Below are 18,828 nucleotides of genomic sequence, written 5' to 3'. Positions count from 1 at the left end.
CCAGTACATAAGCAAGTCGATAGCCGACTAGAGAGGGACACTGCCGACGCGGGAAGGACACTCAGCACCCAGCACCCAGCACCTGACTGTCTACCCTATAGATTGCAGAGTAAGGCGGGAAGTCATTTTTCTTTTTCAGAAAGAAGGCAGCAGGACACAACTCAATCAGCGCCCGCAAGTGCGACGAGTAAGGACCGTACGTCCATTCACCCGCATTAAAAATGTAGTCGGGCTTGAATTGAACAAGTTCGTCCAGGAAATCCTTGGTTGTCAGCGGAGCCTTGTGCAGCTCTGGACGGCCAATAATGGTTCTGTTGAAGAACATGCCATATTGATAGTTGCTGACAAGGAAAATCTTACGCTGATTTTCTATGATATCTCGATATATTTCAATTGATTTCTTTCCGAATTGAGATATGAAGATTGCTTTATTTCCATCTTCAAGTTTCGAATAGTTCCGATGATATGCAAGGTATACCGATGAAGCCAACAGCGCTGCAGACACTGCAGTACAGATGAAATAAATTGGATATTTTTTATCGAAATTGAAGATTTTTCCCTCACTCGAAAGAGTATCAACAGATGGATACCGGTTGATCAACAGATGATTTGCGATAGCCGTGGACACAAGCAGCACGTGAATCCCGTGGCGCTGTTCATAAGCACCCACGGTGAACCAAATCACTAGAAATGGCAATACACAAAGAATCCATAGCACCCTTCCCTTGGCGGACAGCAAGGAAATCAGCATGGTCCCAATGAGAAGTACGCCTATTTCCGGGGTATCGATAATGTACTTTTCCAGGGACATCAGAGCTGATGATATCAAGCCTCCATTTTTCTCCACGATATCAAGCACCCCTTGATTTCCTGTGAATTCCGGAGCGACAAAGAAGGGCCAGATGGCTGCAAACAGCATCACCACAATGCACGCCGCCAGTGCCGCAGGCCGCCATTTCCAACGCCACACGCCATGGGCTATCAATGCCGGAAGCGTGACAAGGCACCAGAACAATCCGGGTTGTTTGGTAAGAGAGGCCAAAAAACCGCAGAACAGCGAAAGCATCAAGGGACGCAACTTTGCAGGCCTCACGGAATACTGCAGCAAAAGATTGAAACTCAATAGAATCAATGCTGTCGCCAAAGGGTCGGCATAGGCCCAAAACAGCAGGTTTCCAAAACTCACCAAGGTGCCCACAGCAAGCACCAGTGTCAGCCAATTGATGAACTGGCTGGAACTCCTGGCTACAAGGTCGAAAAATGCAATGACAATGACCAGCGCTGGTATGCCACACACGAGCTTCGCGGCAAAATGCGAGACATGATTGCCTTGGGCCAGGAATACAGAACCCAGTTCATACGCAAAAAGCTGGGGATAAGGCGCCTGAGTGTAGTAGGTGTCGTAGGATATCCCCAGAAAATGCTGTACACCCCACATACCCCAGCTATATATTTCATCATGCCTGATGAATCCTGTACTTGTCGGCTTCAGCGCAAAGAAATAAATACCCCATACCAACGGCGCGGTAAATAGAAGCAAAGGCGGGTTTGCGTTATCCAGCACTCTTAAAACAACACGAGCAACAGCAAGCACCAAAAATAAGAAAACCACAACCCATGCGGATATGTATAGCGCCCTGGGAAATTCAATCTTTCCGCCATAGAGCGCGAGACCTGCAGCAAAGGAGATTCCAATGCATGCAATTGCTGCATACTCAGATGCAGAGATATCACTACCCCTGGGCTTCTTCTTCCGATATGGCATCAAGATGTGGAAAATAGTATCATCACAAAACAGGTAAGCAGAGACCACACAGATCCATTGAACATGTTTTTTTCATCGTGGGTATTTTTGACCGAATGATCACAATCGCAATAGCAAAAAAGCCATGATTCCTCCCTGCAAAATATCAATGCGAGAGAAATTCTGTAATCCCAGGCTTTTCAGGCTTCGATGCTTATTGATAGACTTCAATATCAGCCCATGCCACCCAGGATGGTGATGATATTGTTTCAACGTAGACAAGTCGCACCGGGTCTGGTCGGCGATTTTTAAATTCCAGCCAAATACCTCCACTTGTATAACTTGTGATTGCACCGAGGAAAATCATTCTCCCTCCATTGGTTCTACCCCATATCCTGTGATTTGTATCTCCTGCTGGACTTTGCGTGGTCAACAGGCGAATAAGAGAGAAATTTCTTTCCCACCCAAGATCCAGAGCAATCCATTGCGTCGGAAATCCATTTGAATTCCAGTAGGTACTCGAATTCCCATCAATTGCTTTGAGCGAATCCCCATAGTTCCCTGAAGCACCAAAGACACCAACTGGAATTTTGGTCCCGTAGCTGTTCGCAGATACCGTTTTTTCCTCTGAAATTAATTCCGCACTGGTTGGCCAAGCAATTGCAAAAAGCAAACCACAAAGAACATATCTGATGAAAGAATATCTCATGATGGCATCTCCTTCAGTATTGCGCGAATTTGCGCAATACAATGCTATGCCACGGGAATGGAAACGACAATCAGACGATTCCTGTTTTTAATCAGCCATGTGCCTGAAAACCATCGCTGCAAGCACAGCAAATTTTCGTCAGACCCTCAAAAAGAGCGCCGTCTGAACCAAAGACAGCCGGATCTCTCAACTCAACGCCAGCCGACGCACACGTTCAATGAAAGCCTGCAGCACCGCCGCAGGCCGGTCCGCCCGCCAGGCCATCACGGCCGGGGTCATGGCCTGCTGCGGACCGCGCAGGGGCACGAACACCACGCCGTTCATGCCCACGCGCTGCATGCAGCTGGGCACCAGGGCCACGCCCTGCTCTGCCGAGACCAGGGCCATGACGGTGAGCCACTGGCGCGCGGCGTGGCGTGTGTGGGGGTGGATGCCGGCCTGCTGCAGGCAGGCGATGACGTTGTCGTAGTTGGCCGGGGCCACTTCGCGGGCGAACATGACGAAGGTGTCGCGGGCCAGTTCGCGCAGGTCGATGTCGGGCTGCTGCGCCAGCACATGCGTGGCGGGCAGGCAGCAGACAAAGGGTTCCTCGCCGATCGACAGGGTCTGCAGGCCGTCTGGCGGGTTGGCTATGTTGAGAAAGCCGCAGTCGATCTGGCCGCTGGCAATGGCCTGCAGTTGCTCGCGCGTGGACATTTCATGCAGGCAGACTTCGACCAGGGGGCGTTCTGCGCGGAAGGCGCGGCAGAAGTCGGGCACCTGGCGGTAGATCATTGAGCCGGTGATGCCCACGTCCAGCCGGCCCTGCATGCCCTCGGCCACGCCGCGCACCACGTCGGCCGCATGCTGCAGCTGGGCGAGCACTATGCGTGCCTCGACCAGAAAGGCCTCGCCCGCAGGGGTGAGGCGCACGTTCTTGGCGTCGCGGTCCATGAGGCTGGCGCCCAGGTCCTGCTCCAGGGTCTTGAGCGCCATGCTCAGCGGCGGCTGGGTGATGCACAGCCGCTGGGCCGCGCGGCCGAAGTGACGTTCCTCGGCCAGGGCGACGAAATAGCGCAGCAGATGGGTCTTCATGAGAGGCGGCGGATGGGGAGCAAGCGAGATGGCATCTTGCACCATGGCTACCTCTGAAATACAGATTGATAAATCATGGGACTTCAGATGGTTCGCAGCCACAAAACCCGCGCACCTCAACTTTGAGACACCGAGGAAGGGCCGCCCCGCACCGAGGATGTCGTCCCCCTCCGCGCAGCGAGAAGGGGCGCCGTGCAACGGGGAAGGCGCGAAGCGACTCAGGGGGTCAATACGATTTAGGCAAGCCCAATACCTTTTCGGCGATGAAGCACATGATGAGTTGCGGACTGACGGGCGCCAGGCGCGGGATCCAGGATTCGCGCATGTAGCGCTCCACGTGGTATTCCTTGGCGTAGCCCATGCCGCCGTGCGTGAAGATGGCGGTTTCGCAGGCCTTGGCGCAGGCTTCGGCTGCCAGGTACTTGGCGGCGTTGGCCTCGGCGCCGCAGGGCAGGCCCCTGTCGTAGAGGAAGGCGGCCTTTTGCACCATGAGGTGGGCCGCCTCAAGCCCCATCCAGGCCTGGGCCAGCGGGTGCTGTATGCCCTGGTTCTGGCCGATGGGGCGGTCGAAGACCACGCGCTCCTTGGCGTACTGGGTGGCGCGCGCCAGGGCGGCGCGGCCCAGGCCCACGGCCTCGGCGGCGATGAGGATGCGCTCGGGGTTGAGGCCGTGCAGGATGTACGAAAAGCCCTTGCCCTCTTCGCCGATGCGGTCCTCGGCGGGGATGCGCAGGCCGTCGATGAACAGCTGGTTGGTGTCCACGCATTTGCGGCCCAGCTTGTCGATCTCGCGCACCTCGATGCGTTCGCGGTCCAGGTCGGTGTAGAACAGGCTCAGCCCTTCCGTGCCCTTGCACTCTTCCACGGGCTTAGTGCGTACCAGCAGCAGGATCTTGTTGGCGACCTGGGCAGTGGAGATGAAGACTTTCTGGCCATGGACCACGTAGACGTCGCCATCGCGCACGGCGCGGGTCTGCAGCTTGAGGGTGTTGAGGCCCGCATTGGGCTCGGTGACGCCGAAGCAGGCCTTGTCCGTGCCCGCGATCAGCGGGGGCAGCCAGCGGCGCTTTTGCTCGTCCGTGCCGAAGACGACGACGGGGTGCAGGCCGAAGATGTTCATGTGCACGGCCGAGGCGCCCGACAGGCCTGCGCCCGTGGCCGAGATGGTGTGCATCATGAGCGCCGCTTCGCTGATGCCCAGGCCCGCGCCGCCAAACTCTTCGGGCATGGCAATGCCCAGCCAGCCCGCGTCGGCCAGGGCCTTGTGGAAGTCGTGCGGGAAGCCGCCTTCATGGTCCTTGCGCAGCCAGTAGTCGGCATCGAAGGGTGCGCAGGCGCGCTCGACGGCGTCGCGTATCTGTTCCTGTTCTTCGTTCCACAGAAAGTCCATGGTGTGTTCTCCGTTGCTTGTAGCTGTTCGCTTGTTGTGTCTGTGGGGTGACGGCGCTCAGGCGGCCGGTCGGCGCACGCGCTCGGGGTTCTCGCCGTACGGCGGGCTGTAGAAGACCAGCAGGCGCACGGGCTCGGCGCTGGTCACGCGGAAGATGTGCATGCAGTCCTCGGGGAAGAAGCAGGTTTCGCCGGGCTGCATGGCAAAGCGTTCCTTGCCGTCCGGGGTGTCGATTTCCACTTCGGCCGTTCCGGCCAGCAGGTAGCAGGCCTGCTCCATGCCGGGGTGGGCATGGGGCAGCGCGCCGCCGCCCTGCTCCAGCGTGCCCAGCACCAGCTCCATGTGGCGCGCGCCCACGTTGGCGGCACTGACCAGGCGCCGGTTGACGGTGCCGTGGTGGTTGGCGGGGCTGTAGCCGGGCACGTCTTGTTCACGGATCAGATAGCGGGGCATGGGCGGTTTCCTTCTGTTTGTGTTTGTGCTTGTGTTTGTGGTGGGGCGTCTTGCAGCGCGGCAGCCTGGCTGCAGGCGCGGCTGGCCTGCAGGGCGGCCAGCTCGGCCTCGGTCAGGCCCGCGTCGCGCAGCACCTGCAGGGTGTGTTCGCCCAGGCGCGGCGCGGGGGCGGCGCGTTCTGCGGGTGGCGTGGCGCTCCAGCGCGTGGGGCTGGCCGTGGTGCGCAGCCGGCCTTCGCTGGGGTGGTCTATCTCGTGCACGAAGCCGGTGGCCTGGTGCTGGGGGTCGGCAATCAGGTCCTCGGGCGAGGCCATGGGCATGTTGGGCACGTCGGCCGCGTCCAGCAGCGTGCGCCATTCGGCGGTGGTGCGCCCTGCCATCAGCCGCGAGACTTCGGCATAGACGGCATCGATGTGCAGCGCGCGCTGGCTGTGGGTGGCGAAGATGGGCTCGGCCATGCGCTCGGGCTGGCCTATGGCGTTGAAGAAGCTGTGCCAGTGCTTGTCGTTGTAGATGAGAACGCAGAGGTGGCCGTCGCTGGTGCGATAGGGCCTGCGGTGGGCCGTGAGCAGGCGCGCATAGCCGGGGCCGCCCAGCTGCGGCTCGAACGACAGGCCCGCCATGTGGTCGCCCAGGATGAACTGGGTCATGGCCTCGAACATGGGCACGACCACGGCCTGGCCCTTGCCGGTCTTCTCGCGCGCATAGAGGGCGGCAGTGACGGCGTAGACCGCGTGCAGGCCGGTGACGCGGTCGCCCAGGGTCATGGGGGCATAGGCCGGCTCGCCGCCGCCGTATTGCTGCGCCAGCCAGGGCACGCCGGTGGCGCCCTGGATGAGGTCGTCATAGGCGGGCCGGGCCGCGTAGGGGCCGCGCTGGTCGAAGCCGCAGCAGCTCACGTGGATGATGCGCGGGTTGCGCGCCGCCACGTCCTCGTAGGCCAGGCCCAGGCGCGCCATGGCCTGGGGCCGCACGTTGCTGACCAGCACGTCGCAGCCTTCGGCCAGGCGCAGCAGGGCCTCGCGCGCGGCGCCCTGCTTGAGGTCCAGCACCACGGAGCGCTTGCCCTGGTTGGCCTGCAGGAAGATGTGGCCCATGGCGGTGTTGCGCATGGGGCCGACGTGACGCATGTTGTCGCCCTCGGGCGATTCGACCTTGATCACCTCGGCCCCCAGGCCCGCAAGGATCTGGGTGGCAAAGGGGCCCATGACCACCGAGGTCATGTCCAGCACCTTCACCCCTGCAAGAGGGCCTTGCTGCCCTTGCTGCGCTTGTTCCATGCGGCTCTCCTTCACTGCGCCTCGATGCCCGCCTGCTTGACCAGTTGCCCCCAGCGGGCCATCTGGTCCTTCACATAGGTGGCGAACTCGGCGGGCGTGGCCGTGGGCCAGACCTCGAAGCCGACCTGGGCCAGTTGCTCCTGCACGGCCTTGTCCTTGAGGATGGCCTGCAGCTCGGTGTTCAGCCGCTCGGTGATGTCGGCAGGCATCCCGGCCGGGCCGAAGATGCCGTTCCAGGAGGTGATGTCGAAGCCCGGCAGCGTCTTTCCGATGGCCGGCACATTGGGCAGCAGGGTGGAACCCTTGGCCGCCGTGACGGCCAGGGTGCGAACGCGGTCGGTCTTGATCGTGCCCCAGGCCGAGCCCAGGTCGGCCACGTAGACCTGGATCTGGTTGCCCATGAGGTCGGTCAACGCCTGCGGGCTGGACTTGTAGGGCACCGAGGTGATCTGGGCGTGCGTGACGTACTTGAAGGTTTCCGAGGCCACCAGCGAGGTGCTGTTGGGCGTGCCGTAGGACAGGCGGTCGGGATTCGCCTTGGCGTAGTCGATCAGTTCCTGCACGGTCTTGGCAGGAACGGAGGGGTGGACCAGCAGCGCAAACGGCAGCTCGCCCACGCGCGCCACGGGCGTGAAGTCTTTTACCGGGTCGTACTTCAGGCCCTTGACCAGCCAGGGGTTGGCCGAGTGCGAGGTGTTGGTGGTCATGAACAGCGTGTAGCCGTCCGGCTTGGCCTTGGCCACATGGTTGGCGGCAATCTGGGCATTGGCGCCGGCCTTGTTGTCCACGATCACGGGCTGCTTGAGCCGCTCGCCCAGCCGGGTAGCCACCACGCGCGCCACGGCATCGGTTCCACTGCCGGCCGCGAACGGCACGACCAGGGTGATGGGGTTGGAGGGATAGCTGCCCTGGGCCTGCGCAGCGGGCGCTGCAACGACGGCCATGGCACTGAGAGCGCCAAGGGCCAGGGCCCTGCGCAACGGGGAATGCTTCATTTGCTTGTCTCCTGTTTCCTATGGAAAGCGGCGCTGTGTATCCAGCGCTCGCCGCCATGGTGCGGGCGTCAATGATTCAAGTCCAATTCTTTAAAACCAAGCAAGGATTTGATTTATGAATCATTGAATCCTGCATCAGGCTCCATGTGCCGCCTCTTGCGCAAGGACTGCATCGGTGCGAGGCTGGCAGCCCTGCACGACACCACGCCAAGGAGTTCCGCATGTCACACACCGTCCACACCATCCGGCTGCACCGCGTCCTCAAGGCGCCGCCGCAGCGCGTGTACCAGGCCTTCACCACGGCCGCTGCCCTTGCAAAATGGCTGCCGCCCCACGGCTACATCTGCGAGGTGCCCGAGTTCGACGCCCGGGTCGGCGGGCGCTACCGCATGGCCTTCGTCAATCTGTCCACGGGAGGGCGCAGCGGCTTCGGCGGGGAGTTCCTGGACCTGGAGCCTGGCCGGCTGGTACGCCATACCGACCGCTTCGACGACCCGCAACTGCCTGGCGAGATGATCGCCACCATCACGCTGCGCGAGGTGTTCTGCGGCACTGAAATGGATGTGACCCAGGAAGGCGTGCCCGCCGTCATTCCCGCCGAGGCCTGCCACCTGGGCTGGCAGGAGTCGCTGCAGTTGCTGACCCTGCTGGTGGAGGCCAGCGTGCCGGGCTGAGACCCTGCACAAGCCCCTGCTGTCACACAGCTGCGGTTGATGGATTGCGGTGCTTCGGAGGACAATGGCAGTATTGCCCGCCAACGCCTGGAGGTCCGCCATGGCCACCCCCTTTGCACTGACCGCTCAAGCCATCGATGTCCTGCCGTTTGGTGCGCGGCTGGCGGGCGCCCGGACCTGTGCCCTGTTCAAGTCCCAGGACATGGAGGTCATCCGCGTGGTGCTGCGCGCCAGCCAGTCGCTGCCGCCGCACAAGGTGCCTGGCAGCGTCAGCCTGCATTGCCTGGAAGGCGAGCTGGAGGTGATGCTCGGCGAAAGCCGCCAGTCCCTGCAGGCCGGCCAGCTGATGCACCTGCCGGCCAACATGGCGCATGCGGTACGCGCCATCGAAGACACCTCCGCTCTGGTCACCATCGTTCTGTGTGACGAGTCCTGACGCCTGCCGCCTCAGCGCACGGGCAGGAACTGCATGAAGGGTCCCGCCACCAGTCCCTGCCCGTAGCCGATGAAGGAGCGCCTGTAGCGCTCGGTGGTGTAGTTGGCGATCAGGTCCAGCCGGCCGATGATCTTGCCCATCTCGCGCTCGAAGCTCAGGTTGCGCGCGTCGTCGCCCAGGTGGTTGGACAACAGCAGCGGCCCGCCAGCGGCATTGCGCCGTGAGTTGAGTATCCAGTTGGCCACTTCCACGTTGCGCGCGGCGTTGTAGATCAGCTGCGGGTCCAGCCCATGGACCAGGGTGAAGCTGGTGCGCCCGCCGTGGGCCGTGATGATGGTGTCGGCCAGCGCATGGACGAAGGCGGCCACGCGGTCGCCCTTGAAGTCGGGCTGCAGCGCCAGCGAGAGCGCGGCCACGTCCTGGGCGCCGCGCAGGTCGGCCCAGGGCTGGCGCTCGGTGATGGCGATGCGCACGTAGGCGGATGCGGCCTCGCGGCTTTCGGCGGTTTTCTTCCACTCGGCGGGGTTACGCAGGTAGAGCTTGTCCATGATGCGCATCAGGCTGTCCAGGTTCTCCTTCATGGCCAGCGTGGCCATGCGGTTGCTGTCGGACTGCACGATTTCGCTGGGCTCGAACGAGGCGCCCTCCACCTTGCCGCGCGGCGCGGGCGTGTCGGCGCAGCCCGCCATCAGCAGCAGCGCCAGCACGGGCGCCAGGCGGCGCGCAGCGCCACCTCCCGGCCGGGGCTGGCTGTCGTTCACCCCGGCTCTTCGGCCGGCCTCCCCTGGCAAGACAAGCTCAATAATCATCCCGGAACGATAGCAGCGCACTACCGGGGCGCCGAGGCCTGATGCCCTGTCTTACACGCCCTGGCGCCGGCAGCGTCAACCTCCCGTCAGGCAGTGTTGCTGCACCGTCCACTCATCCACCACCGCCCCGGTGCTGCGCCAGCAGGTGGCCAAGGATCTTCCAGGTCTGGGGCTGCTCCACCATGGGCACTGGAATGCGCAGCATGCTGCCCGCGGCCTGCCTGGGCGAAAACAGCAGGCCCGGCGCCAGCAGCAGGCCCTGCGGCGCGGCATGGCGGGCCAGCACCTCCGAGTCCACGCCGCAGTCCACCCAGGCGAACATGCCGGCCTGCGGCTCGTGCGGGGCGCGGCAGTCCAGGGCTTCGAGCATGCGCAGGCAGCGGTTGCGCGCGCGGTCCACGCGCTCGCGCAGGCGGTCCACATGCTTGCGGTACTGGCCGTCGGCCAGCACGCGGTGCACCACCTGCTCGCCCGGCAGCGCCGTGGTCAGGCCGCCCAGCAGCTTGAGGTCGGTCAGCCGCCGTATCAGGTCGGTGTGTGCCGCGACATAACCCACGCGCAGGCTGCCGGCCAGGGTCTTGGAGTAGCCGCCCACCAGGAGCACGCGCTGCAGCCGGTCCATGGCGGCCAGGCGCACGGGCACGCCGGGCAGGAAGTCGGAGTAGGTGTCGTCCTCGGCCAGGTAGAAGTCGTGGCGCTCGGCAATGCGCAGCACCTCATGGGCCACGCCGGCCGACAGGGTCTGGCCCGTGGGGTTGTGCACGGCCGTGTTCAGGATGAAAAGCCGGGGCTGGTGCTGGCGGGCCAGCCGCTCCAGCGCCTCCACGTCGGGGCCGCCGGGCAGGCGGGGCACGCCGACCACGTTCACCCCCAGGGCGTTGAGCCGGCCGAAGATGAGAAACCAGCCGGGGTCTTCCACCAGCACGGTATCGCCAGGGCGCACCAGGCTGCGCACGATGAGGTCCAGGCCCTGGGTGACGCCGGCCACGGTCATCAGGTGGGCCTCGGGGTGGGCTGGCACGTCCTGGGCCTGCAGCACCGAGGCGATCTGCTGGCGCAGCGGCAGATAGCCCTGGGGCACGCCATAGGTCAGCAGGCTGGTGCCCGTGCTGCGGCCGACGGCGCGCAGGGCCGAGGCCAGCATCTCCTGGTCCAGCCATTCCGGCGGCAGCATGCCAGCGTCGCCCGAATGCTCCGTGCCTTCGCGGAACATGCTGCGTAACAGAAAGGCGGTATCGAAGGCTGCGCCCTGCTCCAGCGTGGGCAGGCCCTGGCTGGCGCGCGGCACGGCCTGGGCCGCGCGCCGGGCGCTGACGAAGACGCCCGAGCCGCGCCGCGAATGCACCAGGCCCTGGGCGGCCAGCCGGTCGTAGGCCTGGACCACGGTATCGCGGCTGACGCCGGCCTGCTGCGCCAGCGCGCGCACCGAGGGCAGCCGCGAGCCCGCGCGCAGGCCATGGCGGCGGATGAGGCTGCCGTAGTGGTCCACGAGCTGCTCGACCAGCGAGAGATCGGAGGAGCGCAGCGGACGCCAGGGCGCAGCGGCCTGGAAAGCCGTAGCGGAGGATGCACTCGATGTCTGCGGTGTCTGCTGTGCCTGCGCTTGCTTCGGCGTGGCTGCGGGATCAAGTGTCAGGGTCATGTGGGCAGGCCAGTTGGCAAATTGTTCTGGCAAAGTGTACTGCTACTGTACCGAACACTGCCATTAGCATGGCCTGACGGCGCCGCGGCCTGCGGCATGCGCAGACAGGGCGCCGGATTCCCTGTCATGCCTGTTGCCACCATGCCCTTCGATACCGCCCACACCTCGTTCCTGCTGCCGCTGGCCATGTTCTCCTTCGTCAGCTCCGTCACGCCCGGCCCCAACAATGTGATGTTGACGGCCTCGGGCGCCACCTTCGGCTACCGCCGCACGGTGCCCCACATGCTGGGCATCACCGTGGGCGTGGTGGTCATGGTGCTGCTGGTGGGCGCGGGCCTGGGCACGGTGTTCGAGCGCCTGCCGGTGATCTACACCGCGCTCAAGTACCTGGGCGCGGCCTATCTGGTCTGGCTGGCCTGGAAGATCGCGGGCAGCGGCGGCATCGACGGCGGCAACGCGGGTGCCCGGCCCTTCGGGTTCTGGCAGGCGGCGGCGTTCCAGTGGGTCAACCCCAAGGCCTGGATCATGGCAATCGGCGTGATTGCCACCTACACGCCGCGCGAGGATTTCTTCATCAACCTGGTGCTGGCCGCCCTGGTGCTGGGCATCGTGAACTATCCCAGCGTCAGCGTCTGGACGCTGTTCGGCAGCGCCGTGGGGCGCGCGCTGCGCTCGCCGCAGGCACTGCGCCGCTTCAACTGGTGCATGGCGGCCCTGCTGCTGCTGTCGCTGTATCCGGTGCTGGCCGACTCACACGGCTGATTCAAACGCCTGATTCGCGCGGCTGCTTCATGCGGCCGATGCCCCATCCAGCGCCAGTATCTGGCGCGCCAGCGCGGTGATGCCGCCCTCGCTGAGGTCGTCGGCCTGCACCCTGCGGCGCGTGCGCCACTGCGTGAAATGCCGCTCCTGCGAGCGCTCGTAGTGCGGGTCGTAGTGCTGGGCCATGAGCTCGGAGAAAAGCGGCGAGAGGCTGCGCTCATGCGCCCAGGCCTGCCAGCGCGAGATGGTCTCCTTGCCCTGCAGCTCCTTGAGCCAGCCCAGCTTGTCGGCCAGCATCTGCGGATCGTCGCCCAGGTAGGCGTAGTCGCGCAGCAGGTAGGCCAGGCGTGCCTTGGGCGTGGCATCGAGCGCAATCACGGGCGACTGGCGCATGTGCTCGACCAGCACCAGCGGCAGGGACACGCGCCCGATCTTGGCGCTCTCGCCTTCCACGTACACGGTGCGCGACGGATCGAAACTCTCCAGTTGCTGGGCCAGCAGCGTCTCGAAGTATTTCTGGCTGGGCTGCTCCACGCCGGGCAGGTTGCCCAGCAAGGAGCCCTTGTGGCTGGCATAGCCCTCCAGGTCCAGCACCTGCTCGCCGGCCTCGGCCAGGGCATGCAGCACGCGGGTCTTGGCGCTGCCGGTGGCGCCGCACAGCACCTGCAGGCGCAGTTGGGGCACCAGGCGGTCGATCAGCTCGATCACATGGCCGCGATAGGACTTGTAGCCGTTGGCCAGTTGCTGGGCATCCCAGCCGACCAGGCGCAGCCAGGTGACCATGGAACCACTGCGCAGGCCACCGCGCCAGCAGTAGACCAGCGGCTTCCAGTTGGCCGGTTTGTCGGCGAAGGTTTCCTGCAGATGGCGCGCCAGATTGGCCGAGACCATGGCCGCGCCCAGGCGTTTGGCCTCGAAGGGGCTGACCTGCTTGTAGATGGTGCCGATCCGGGCGCGCTCCTCGTTGTCGAGCACGGGGCAGTTGATGGCGCCGGGAATGTGGTCCTGCGCGAATTCGGCAGGCGAACGGGCGTCGATCAGGGTGTCGAACTGGTGGCGGTCGGCGATGCGGATGGGCTGGCGGTGGGACACGGGCAAACGGTGATCTGGCGATCATGCGGGAGGCAGAAACAACCGGCGCCATGGCCTCAGGGGCTCATGGGCCGGCACCGGAACCAGGAAAGTGGATCGAGCCTCGACACGCACCGGCCCGCCCCGCTTCGCGCCCTGCTTGCGCGAGCCGGGCACGCGGCCGACCTTGGAAGCGGGGATTCTCGCACGCCCAACATGCCCGCGCACGGCTGTCAGGGCAAGGCTGTCAACGCCAGGCAGTCAACGCAAGGCAGCGGCGATCAGGCCCTGCACGGCGGCCACGCGCTGCACCTGCTGGGGGCTGTCGTAGTTGCCCATGAAGACGGCATACACCAGCGAATGCTGGGGCACGACCACCAGCCGCTGGCCGCCCAGACCGATGGCCATGTAGTACGCCAGGCCGGCGCGGGTCTGCCCCACGTACCAGTGGTGGCCGTAGCGCAGGCCGGGCCAGGCGTCCACGCGCGGCTGAATGGATTGCACAATCCAATGCCGTGGCACCAGCGCCCGTCCCTGCCATTCACCCTGTTGCAGCACCAGCTGGCCGATGCGGGCCAGATCGCGCGCCCGCAGGCGCAGGCCGGAGGCGGCGGCCGCCTCGCCGTTGGTGCCAGGCGTCCACTCGGCCTTGTCGATGCCCAGCGGAGCAAACAGCTTGTGCCGCGCATAGTCCAGCAGCGGCATGCCACTACCCTGCGCGATCAGATGGCCCAGCAGGGCCGTGGCCCCGCCGCTGTAGCACCAGCGTTCGCCAGGCGGGGCGACGATGGGCTGCTCCAGCACGTAGCGGTAGCGGTCGCTGCTGCGCTCCATGGCGATTTCGCTGTTGCGCGGGTCGGAATACGGAAGGTCCTCGTCCCATTGAAGGCCCATGGTCATGCCCAGGGCATGGGAGACCAGGATGGCGCGCCGGCCCTCATCGGCCGCCAGATCGCTGTAGGCGGGAAAGGCCTGGACAAGGGGCGTGTCCAGCGCGGGCACCTTGCCCTCGGCCAAGGCCATGCCGTACAGCAGGCCCACGATGCTCTTGCTGACCGAGCGCACATCGTGCAGGGAGTCGGCGTTGAAGGCCACCTTGCCCAGCGGCTCGCCCCAACGCTCGTCCTCACCCTCGAAGTAGCACTCCAGCGCCAGCCGGCCGTGGCGCATGACGACGACGGCATGCAGGTTCGCCAGTTCTCCGCTCTGCACGCCCTGGTCCAGGCGTTCGCCCAGGTCCTCGGCCAGGCCGGTGCCGGTGCCGGTGGAAAAGGCACCGCCCTGCCCCACGCTGGCACAGGCCGTGCAGCCCAGCGTCGCCAGGGCTGCGCCCGTCTGCAGCCACCTGCGCCTGTCGGTGCGAAAGCCGTTGTTTGTCATGTCCCTCTCCCTTGCTTAGCTAGTTAGTTACTTAGTTGCTTACGTACTTACTGCCTGGGCGAAGACCCGCTGCCGCGCGGATGGATCAGCATGCGGTCGCCGCGTATTTCCACATCGAACTGGCGCAGGAAGTTCTGGCCCAGCAGCGCATCCCTGTCCGTGCTGCCCGTATAGCCCGTACCCACGCGCAGGCCGCTGACCACCAGGGAGGCCACGCGCACCTGATCGGCCACCACCATGCGGCCGTCGCGCTCGCCATTGGCGGTGCGAAAGCGAACCGGCTCGCCGCCGTCCAGGCCTGCGCGCTCGGCCAGCGGCTCGGTCACGCCGACCATGCTGGCGCCCGTGTCCACCAGAAACAGCACGGGCTGCCCGTTGACGGCCCCTTCCACGCGGAAATGCCCGTCACGGTCACGCGCAATGGCCACCGTGCCATCGGCCTGGACCTTGACGCCGGCCGGCTTCAGGTACATCTGCATGGCCCAGTACAGCACTCCCATGACCAGCAGCCAGAACAGCAGAAAACCCAGCATGCCGCGCCGGGCGACGGACTGGACACTGGGCTCGGCGGCCGGTGCAGAGGAAGCGGACGGATCGGACGGAGGCGGCGTGGACTTGAGGCGCATGGCAATGCAGACGGGATCGACGATGGCAGCACGGTGGCTGCACGGCGGCAGTCGCCCATTCTGCCTGCGGCCCTGCCCCGTCACGGGCAAGCCAATAGCCGCTACAGTGGGCGCCTTCATCACAGCCCGCTCCTGCCATGACCACGACCGCGCAGCCGCCCTTTGTCCTTCACTACATCTTCGACCCGCTGTGCGGCTGGTGCTATGCCGCCGCGCCCCTGGTCAAGGCCGCGCGCAGCGTGCCCGGCGTCACGCTGCAATGGCATGGCGGCGGCATGCTCACGGGCGCCCACACCCGCACCATCACGGCCGACTGGCGCGGCCATGTGATGCCGCACGACCAGCGCATTGCCGAGATGACGGGCCAGCCGTTCGGCCCTGCCTACTTCGACGGCCTGCTCAACGACCTGGGCGCCGTGCTGGACTCGGAGCCGCCCACCACGGCCCTGCTGGCCGCCGAGGAACTGGCGGGCCGGGGCCTGGACATGCTGGCGCGCCAGCAGCAGGCCCACTACGTGGAAGGCCGCCGCATCAGCGACCCCGCCGTGCTGCAGGAACTGGCCCGTGACCTGGGACTGGACGGCGAGGCCTTTGCCCAGGCCTTCCAGCGCTTGTCCGGCGCTGCCACCCAGGCGCATATCACCCAGGCGCGCGAATGGCTGAACCTGGCACAGGGCCAGGGTTTCCCGACCTTCGCGCTGGAGTTCGACCACCCCGAGGCCGAGCAGCCGGGCCAGCGCGCCATCCAGCGCATCGACATCGGCCCCTGGCTGGGAGATGCACAGGGCTGGGCAACGCAGCTGGGCGAGTGGGTGCAGCAGGTGGCGGCCATCACCGCCGGCGAGCAGACCGCGCCCCAAGGCGAGGACTGCGGGCCCGATGGCTGTGCGCTACCCAAGAGCTGACCCGTCAACGCCCGTCAAAGAAAAACCGCGCCCTGGCGCGGTTTTTTCATGGAGCGCGGGCGCCCGTCAATCCATCTTGGAGATCATCACCTCGCCAAAGCCGGAGCACGACACCTGGGTGGCGCCGTCCATCAGGCGGGCGAAGTCGTAGGTCACCTGCTTGCTCTGGATGGCCTTTTCCAGCGCGCTGATGACCAGGTCGGCCGCCTCGCGCCAGCCCATGTGGCGCAGCATCATCTCGGCCGAGAGGATTTCGGAGCCCGGGTTCACATAGTCCTTGCCCGCGTACTTGGGGGCCGTGCCGTGCGTGGCCTCGAAGCAGGCCACGGAGTCGGACATGTTGGCGCCGGGCGCAATGCCGATGCCGCCAACCTGGGCCGCCAGTGCGTCCGAGATGTAGTCGCCGTTGAGGTTGAGCGTGGCCACCACCGAGTACTCGGCCGGGCGCAGCAGGATCTGCTGCAGGAAGGCGTCGGCAATCGAGTCCTTGATGACGATGTCGCGGCCCGTGCGCGGGTTCTTGAACTTGAGCCAGGGTCCGCCGTCGATGGGCTGGGCGCCGAACTCGCGCGCGGCCAGCGCGTAGCCCCAGTCGCGGAAGCCCCCTTCGGTGAACTTCATGATGTTGCCCTTGTGGACCAGGGTCACGCTGGGCTTGTCGTTGTCGATGGCGTACTGGATGGCCTTGCGCACCAGGCGCTCCGTGCCCTCGATGGACACGGGCTTGACGCCGATGCCCGAGGTCTCGGGGAAGCGGATCTTCTTGACGCCCATTTCCTTGACCAGGAAGTCGATGAGCTTCCTGGCGTTGTCGCTGCGCGCCTCGTACTCGATGCCCGCGTAAATATCCTCGGAGTTCTCGCGAAAGATGACCATGTTGGTCTTCTCGGGCTCCTTCAGCGGCGAGGGCACGCCCTTGAAGTACTGCACGGGGCGCAGGCAGACGTAGAGGTCCAGCTCCTGGCGCAGCGCCACGTTCAGCGAGCGGATGCCGCCGCCCACGGGCGTGGTCAGCGGGCCCTTGATGGAGACCACGTACTCGCGCAGGGCCTGCATGGTTTCCTCGGGCAGCCAGACATCGGGGCCGTAGATACGCGTGGATTTCTCGCCCGCGAAGACCTCCATCCACTGGATCTTGCGCTTGCCGCCATAGGCCCTGGCCACGGCGGCATCCACCACCTTGATCATCACGGGCGTGATGTCCACGCCGGTGCCGTCGCCTTCAATGAAAGGAATGATGGGCTGGTCTGGCACGTTCAACGACATGTCGGCGTTGACAGTGATCTTCTGGCCCTCGGCCGGCACCTGGATGTGCTGGAAGCGGTTCATGGGGACGGGTCTCCGTTGGCTGGTGCACGAGGCAAGAGTGAATGCCCGGAATGGGCACAAATTTGGTGCAGAAAATTCTAACGACAATCGGGCCGCCCTCCTGTCAACGGCGATACAGTAAGCGCGTTGAGCATGTGCGGTGCATCAAGAATTTCGCACCGTTGTCTGATTCAACTTGGCTTCTACCGCTTTTCTAGGAAATGGCATATATGAAAAAACTCCTCGCTGTCCTGATCGCCGGTTCGTTTGCCGCAGGCGCCTTCGCACAGGCCGCCGCAGCACCCGAAGCGCCGATGTCGGCTCCCACGGCCGCTTCCGCAGCGGCTCCCGCTCACACAGCCAAGAAGGCAAAGGTCGCCAAGAGCGGCAAGCACTCCGGCAAGAAGCACGCCAAGCGTTCCACCAAGAAGGCACACAAGGCCGTGGCCTGATCCAGGCGCCGGGATGCCCGCTGGCATCCCCTCAAAAAAAGCCCGCAAGTCAGCAATGCACTGCGGGCTTTTTGCCGCCCGCCCGGCCATGATGGCCCGGCCAGGCCGATTTTTGCGTCCGGCCACGCGCCCCCTGCGACAGAATGTGCAAGATGACGAAGCCTTCGACACCCCTCCACACATCCCTTTCCCGCCGCGCGCTGCAGCGGTTGCTCATGGCCGCCTGCCTGGCTGGCGCCGCCGTATCGGCAGGCGCACAGCCCCAGGGCAGCCCCCAGATGAATCTGCGCCGCGTGGAGTTGACGGCCGGAATCCACCGCATCGATGCCCAGGTGGCCGCCTCGGACCGCGAGCGCGCCATCGGCCTGATGTTCCGCCAGGACATGCCCCAGCAGGAGGGCATGATCTTCGTCTTCGAGGTGCCTGCCGTGCAGTGCTTCTGGATGCGCAACACCCTGCTGCCGCTGACCGCCGCCTTCGTGGCCGATGACGGCACCATCGTGAACCTGGCCGACATGAAGCCCATGACCGAGGACTCGCACTGCTCGGCCAAGCCCGTGCGCTATGTGCTGGAGATGAACCAGGGCTGGTTCGCCAAGCGCGGCCTGAAGGCCGGCGTCAAGCTGGGCGGCAGCCTGTTCACGCCCGCGCCCGCCAAGCCATAATCACGGCCCATGCAAGCGCTTCGCTCCTCGTTCTGGCTCACCCGGCTGATATTGGCCTGGTTTGCCGTAACGCTGGGCGTTGCCGTGGCTTCGCCCCTGGTCCATCCCCAGGGTTTCGAGCTGGTCTGCACGGCCAGCGGCGACGTCAAGCTGGTGGCGCTGGGCGACAGCGCAGCCCCGGGCATGGGCCACCACCAGCTCGACTGCCCCATGTGCCTGCCCGCTGGCGCACCGCCGCCGGCACTGCCGCAGATGGCGGTGCCCCACCAGCAGCCGCTGGCCCACGCGCTGCTGCCGCTGGTGGCAGCGCACATTGCCTCCGTCACACGCGCGCCGCTGCCGGCGCGCGGCCCTCCTCCGCTGACTGCCGTGTTCTCTTGAATCGCCGCCGGGCCTGCTGATGCGCGCCCGGCCCGCCTGCGCCGCATACGCGGCGCAAGACCCGGAGTCAGT

General features: G+C 64.9%; 20 protein-coding genes. 7 read left to right on the top strand and 13 right to left on the bottom strand.

Annotated features, from left to right (window positions below; genetic code table 11):
- Positions 1–61: 61 nt before the first annotated feature.
- From PO605_RS25670 to PO605_RS25640, 7 genes are all read right to left on the bottom strand, one after another.
- On the bottom strand, positions 62–1,813 hold the full coding sequence (locus tag PO605_RS25670) for a hypothetical protein (RefSeq protein ID WP_272207069.1): 1,752 nt from the start codon (positions 1,811–1,813) through the stop codon (positions 62–64).
- 145 nt (positions 1,814–1,958) lie between these two features.
- The gene (locus PO605_RS25665; protein ID WP_156136034.1) at positions 1,959–2,453 is read right to left on the bottom strand and encodes a discoidin domain-containing protein; all 495 of its coding nucleotides are present in this window, start codon (positions 2,451–2,453) and stop codon (positions 1,959–1,961) included.
- Positions 2,454–2,639: 186 nt separating this feature from the next.
- Positions 2,640–3,572, bottom strand: a complete 933-nt coding sequence (locus tag PO605_RS25660; protein ID WP_047471662.1) for a LysR substrate-binding domain-containing protein — start codon at positions 3,570–3,572, stop codon at positions 2,640–2,642.
- A gap of 181 nt (positions 3,573–3,753) precedes the next feature.
- On the bottom strand, positions 3,754–4,917 hold the full coding sequence (locus PO605_RS25655; RefSeq protein WP_012205503.1) for an acyl-CoA dehydrogenase family protein: 1,164 nt from the start codon (positions 4,915–4,917) through the stop codon (positions 3,754–3,756).
- Between the two features lie 57 nt (positions 4,918–4,974).
- The gene (locus PO605_RS25650) at positions 4,975–5,370 is read right to left on the bottom strand and encodes a cupin domain-containing protein (RefSeq protein WP_272207068.1); all 396 of its coding nucleotides are present in this window, start codon (positions 5,368–5,370) and stop codon (positions 4,975–4,977) included.
- On the bottom strand, positions 5,355–6,650 hold the full coding sequence (locus tag PO605_RS25645; protein WP_272207067.1) for a CaiB/BaiF CoA transferase family protein: 1,296 nt from the start codon (positions 6,648–6,650) through the stop codon (positions 5,355–5,357). The genes PO605_RS25650 and PO605_RS25645 overlap by 16 nt, the downstream gene beginning before the upstream one ends.
- Positions 6,651–6,661: 11 nt before the next feature.
- Positions 6,662–7,645 carry a Bug family tripartite tricarboxylate transporter substrate binding protein gene (locus PO605_RS25640; RefSeq protein WP_074922213.1) on the bottom strand — a complete coding sequence of 328 codons (984 nt, stop codon included), beginning with the start codon at positions 7,643–7,645 and terminating at the stop codon, positions 6,662–6,664.
- Positions 7,646–7,866: 221 nt separating this feature from the next.
- On the opposite strand from PO605_RS25640, the gene PO605_RS25635 reads away from it, so the two are divergent.
- On the top strand, positions 7,867–8,319 hold the full coding sequence (locus PO605_RS25635; protein ID WP_272207066.1) for an SRPBCC family protein: 453 nt from the start codon (positions 7,867–7,869) through the stop codon (positions 8,317–8,319).
- A 100-nt stretch (positions 8,320–8,419) separates the two neighbouring features.
- Positions 8,420–8,755 carry a cupin domain-containing protein gene (locus PO605_RS25630; protein ID WP_016445980.1) on the top strand — a complete coding sequence of 112 codons (336 nt, stop codon included), beginning with the start codon at positions 8,420–8,422 and terminating at the stop codon, positions 8,753–8,755.
- Positions 8,756–8,766: 11 nt separating this feature from the next.
- Here PO605_RS25630 and PO605_RS25625 read toward each other — a convergent pair whose 3' ends face one another.
- Positions 8,767–9,546: a hypothetical protein gene (locus PO605_RS25625; protein ID WP_272207065.1), complete on the bottom strand. Its 780-nt coding sequence runs from the start codon at positions 9,544–9,546 to the stop codon at positions 8,767–8,769.
- Positions 9,547–9,676: 130 nt separating this feature from the next.
- Positions 9,677–11,206, bottom strand: a complete 1,530-nt coding sequence (locus tag PO605_RS25620) for an aminotransferase-like domain-containing protein (RefSeq protein ID WP_272207064.1) — start codon at positions 11,204–11,206, stop codon at positions 9,677–9,679.
- 126 nt (positions 11,207–11,332) lie between these two features.
- On the opposite strand from PO605_RS25620, the gene PO605_RS25615 reads away from it, so the two are divergent.
- The gene (locus tag PO605_RS25615; protein WP_272207063.1) at positions 11,333–11,968 is read left to right on the top strand and encodes a LysE family translocator; all 636 of its coding nucleotides are present in this window, start codon (positions 11,333–11,335) and stop codon (positions 11,966–11,968) included.
- A 27-nt stretch (positions 11,969–11,995) separates the two neighbouring features.
- Here PO605_RS25615 and mnmH read toward each other — a convergent pair whose 3' ends face one another.
- The 3 genes from mnmH to PO605_RS25600 all read right to left on the bottom strand — a co-directional run bounded on the left by mnmH (position 11,996) and on the right by PO605_RS25600 (position 15,045).
- Complete coding sequence (mnmH, locus tag PO605_RS25610) at positions 11,996–13,060, bottom strand: tRNA 2-selenouridine(34) synthase MnmH (protein WP_272207100.1); 1,065 nt, start codon at positions 13,058–13,060, stop codon at positions 11,996–11,998.
- Positions 13,061–13,300: 240 nt separating this feature from the next.
- The gene (locus PO605_RS25605; RefSeq protein ID WP_272207062.1) at positions 13,301–14,419 is read right to left on the bottom strand and encodes a serine hydrolase domain-containing protein; all 1,119 of its coding nucleotides are present in this window, start codon (positions 14,417–14,419) and stop codon (positions 13,301–13,303) included.
- A gap of 47 nt (positions 14,420–14,466) precedes the next feature.
- Positions 14,467–15,045, bottom strand: a complete 579-nt coding sequence (locus PO605_RS25600) for a retropepsin-like aspartic protease family protein (protein ID WP_272207061.1) — start codon at positions 15,043–15,045, stop codon at positions 14,467–14,469.
- Between the two features lie 137 nt (positions 15,046–15,182).
- Between PO605_RS25600 and PO605_RS25595 the strand changes: the two genes are divergently transcribed.
- Positions 15,183–15,950, top strand: coding sequence for a DsbA family protein (locus PO605_RS25595; RefSeq protein ID WP_016445973.1), 768 nt, complete (start codon positions 15,183–15,185; stop codon positions 15,948–15,950).
- Positions 15,951–16,016: 66 nt separating this feature from the next.
- Here the strand turns inward: PO605_RS25595 and icd are convergent, their stop codons facing one another.
- The gene (gene icd / locus PO605_RS25590) at positions 16,017–17,279 is read right to left on the bottom strand and encodes an NADP-dependent isocitrate dehydrogenase (RefSeq protein ID WP_272207060.1); all 1,263 of its coding nucleotides are present in this window, start codon (positions 17,277–17,279) and stop codon (positions 16,017–16,019) included.
- 209 nt (positions 17,280–17,488) lie between these two features.
- Between icd and PO605_RS25585 the strand changes: the two genes are divergently transcribed.
- The 3 genes from PO605_RS25585 to PO605_RS25575 all read left to right on the top strand — a co-directional run bounded on the left by PO605_RS25585 (position 17,489) and on the right by PO605_RS25575 (position 18,756).
- Positions 17,489–17,710: a hypothetical protein gene (locus tag PO605_RS25585; protein WP_012205488.1), complete on the top strand. Its 222-nt coding sequence runs from the start codon at positions 17,489–17,491 to the stop codon at positions 17,708–17,710.
- Between the two features lie 215 nt (positions 17,711–17,925).
- On the top strand, positions 17,926–18,375 hold the full coding sequence (locus PO605_RS25580) for a DUF192 domain-containing protein (RefSeq protein WP_016445971.1): 450 nt from the start codon (positions 17,926–17,928) through the stop codon (positions 18,373–18,375).
- 9 nt (positions 18,376–18,384) lie between these two features.
- Positions 18,385–18,756 (top strand): DUF2946 family protein, encoded by a 372-nt coding sequence (locus PO605_RS25575; protein ID WP_013802509.1) that lies wholly within the window; start codon positions 18,385–18,387, stop codon positions 18,754–18,756.
- Positions 18,757–18,828 lie beyond the last annotated feature (72 nt).

Origin of the sequence: Delftia sp. DT-2 (genome assembly GCF_028401915.1) — a bacterium.
Lineage (GTDB): Bacteria > Pseudomonadota > Gammaproteobacteria > Burkholderiales > Burkholderiaceae_C > Comamonas > Comamonas tsuruhatensis.
This window is presented reverse-complemented; position numbering and strand designations above follow the sequence as displayed.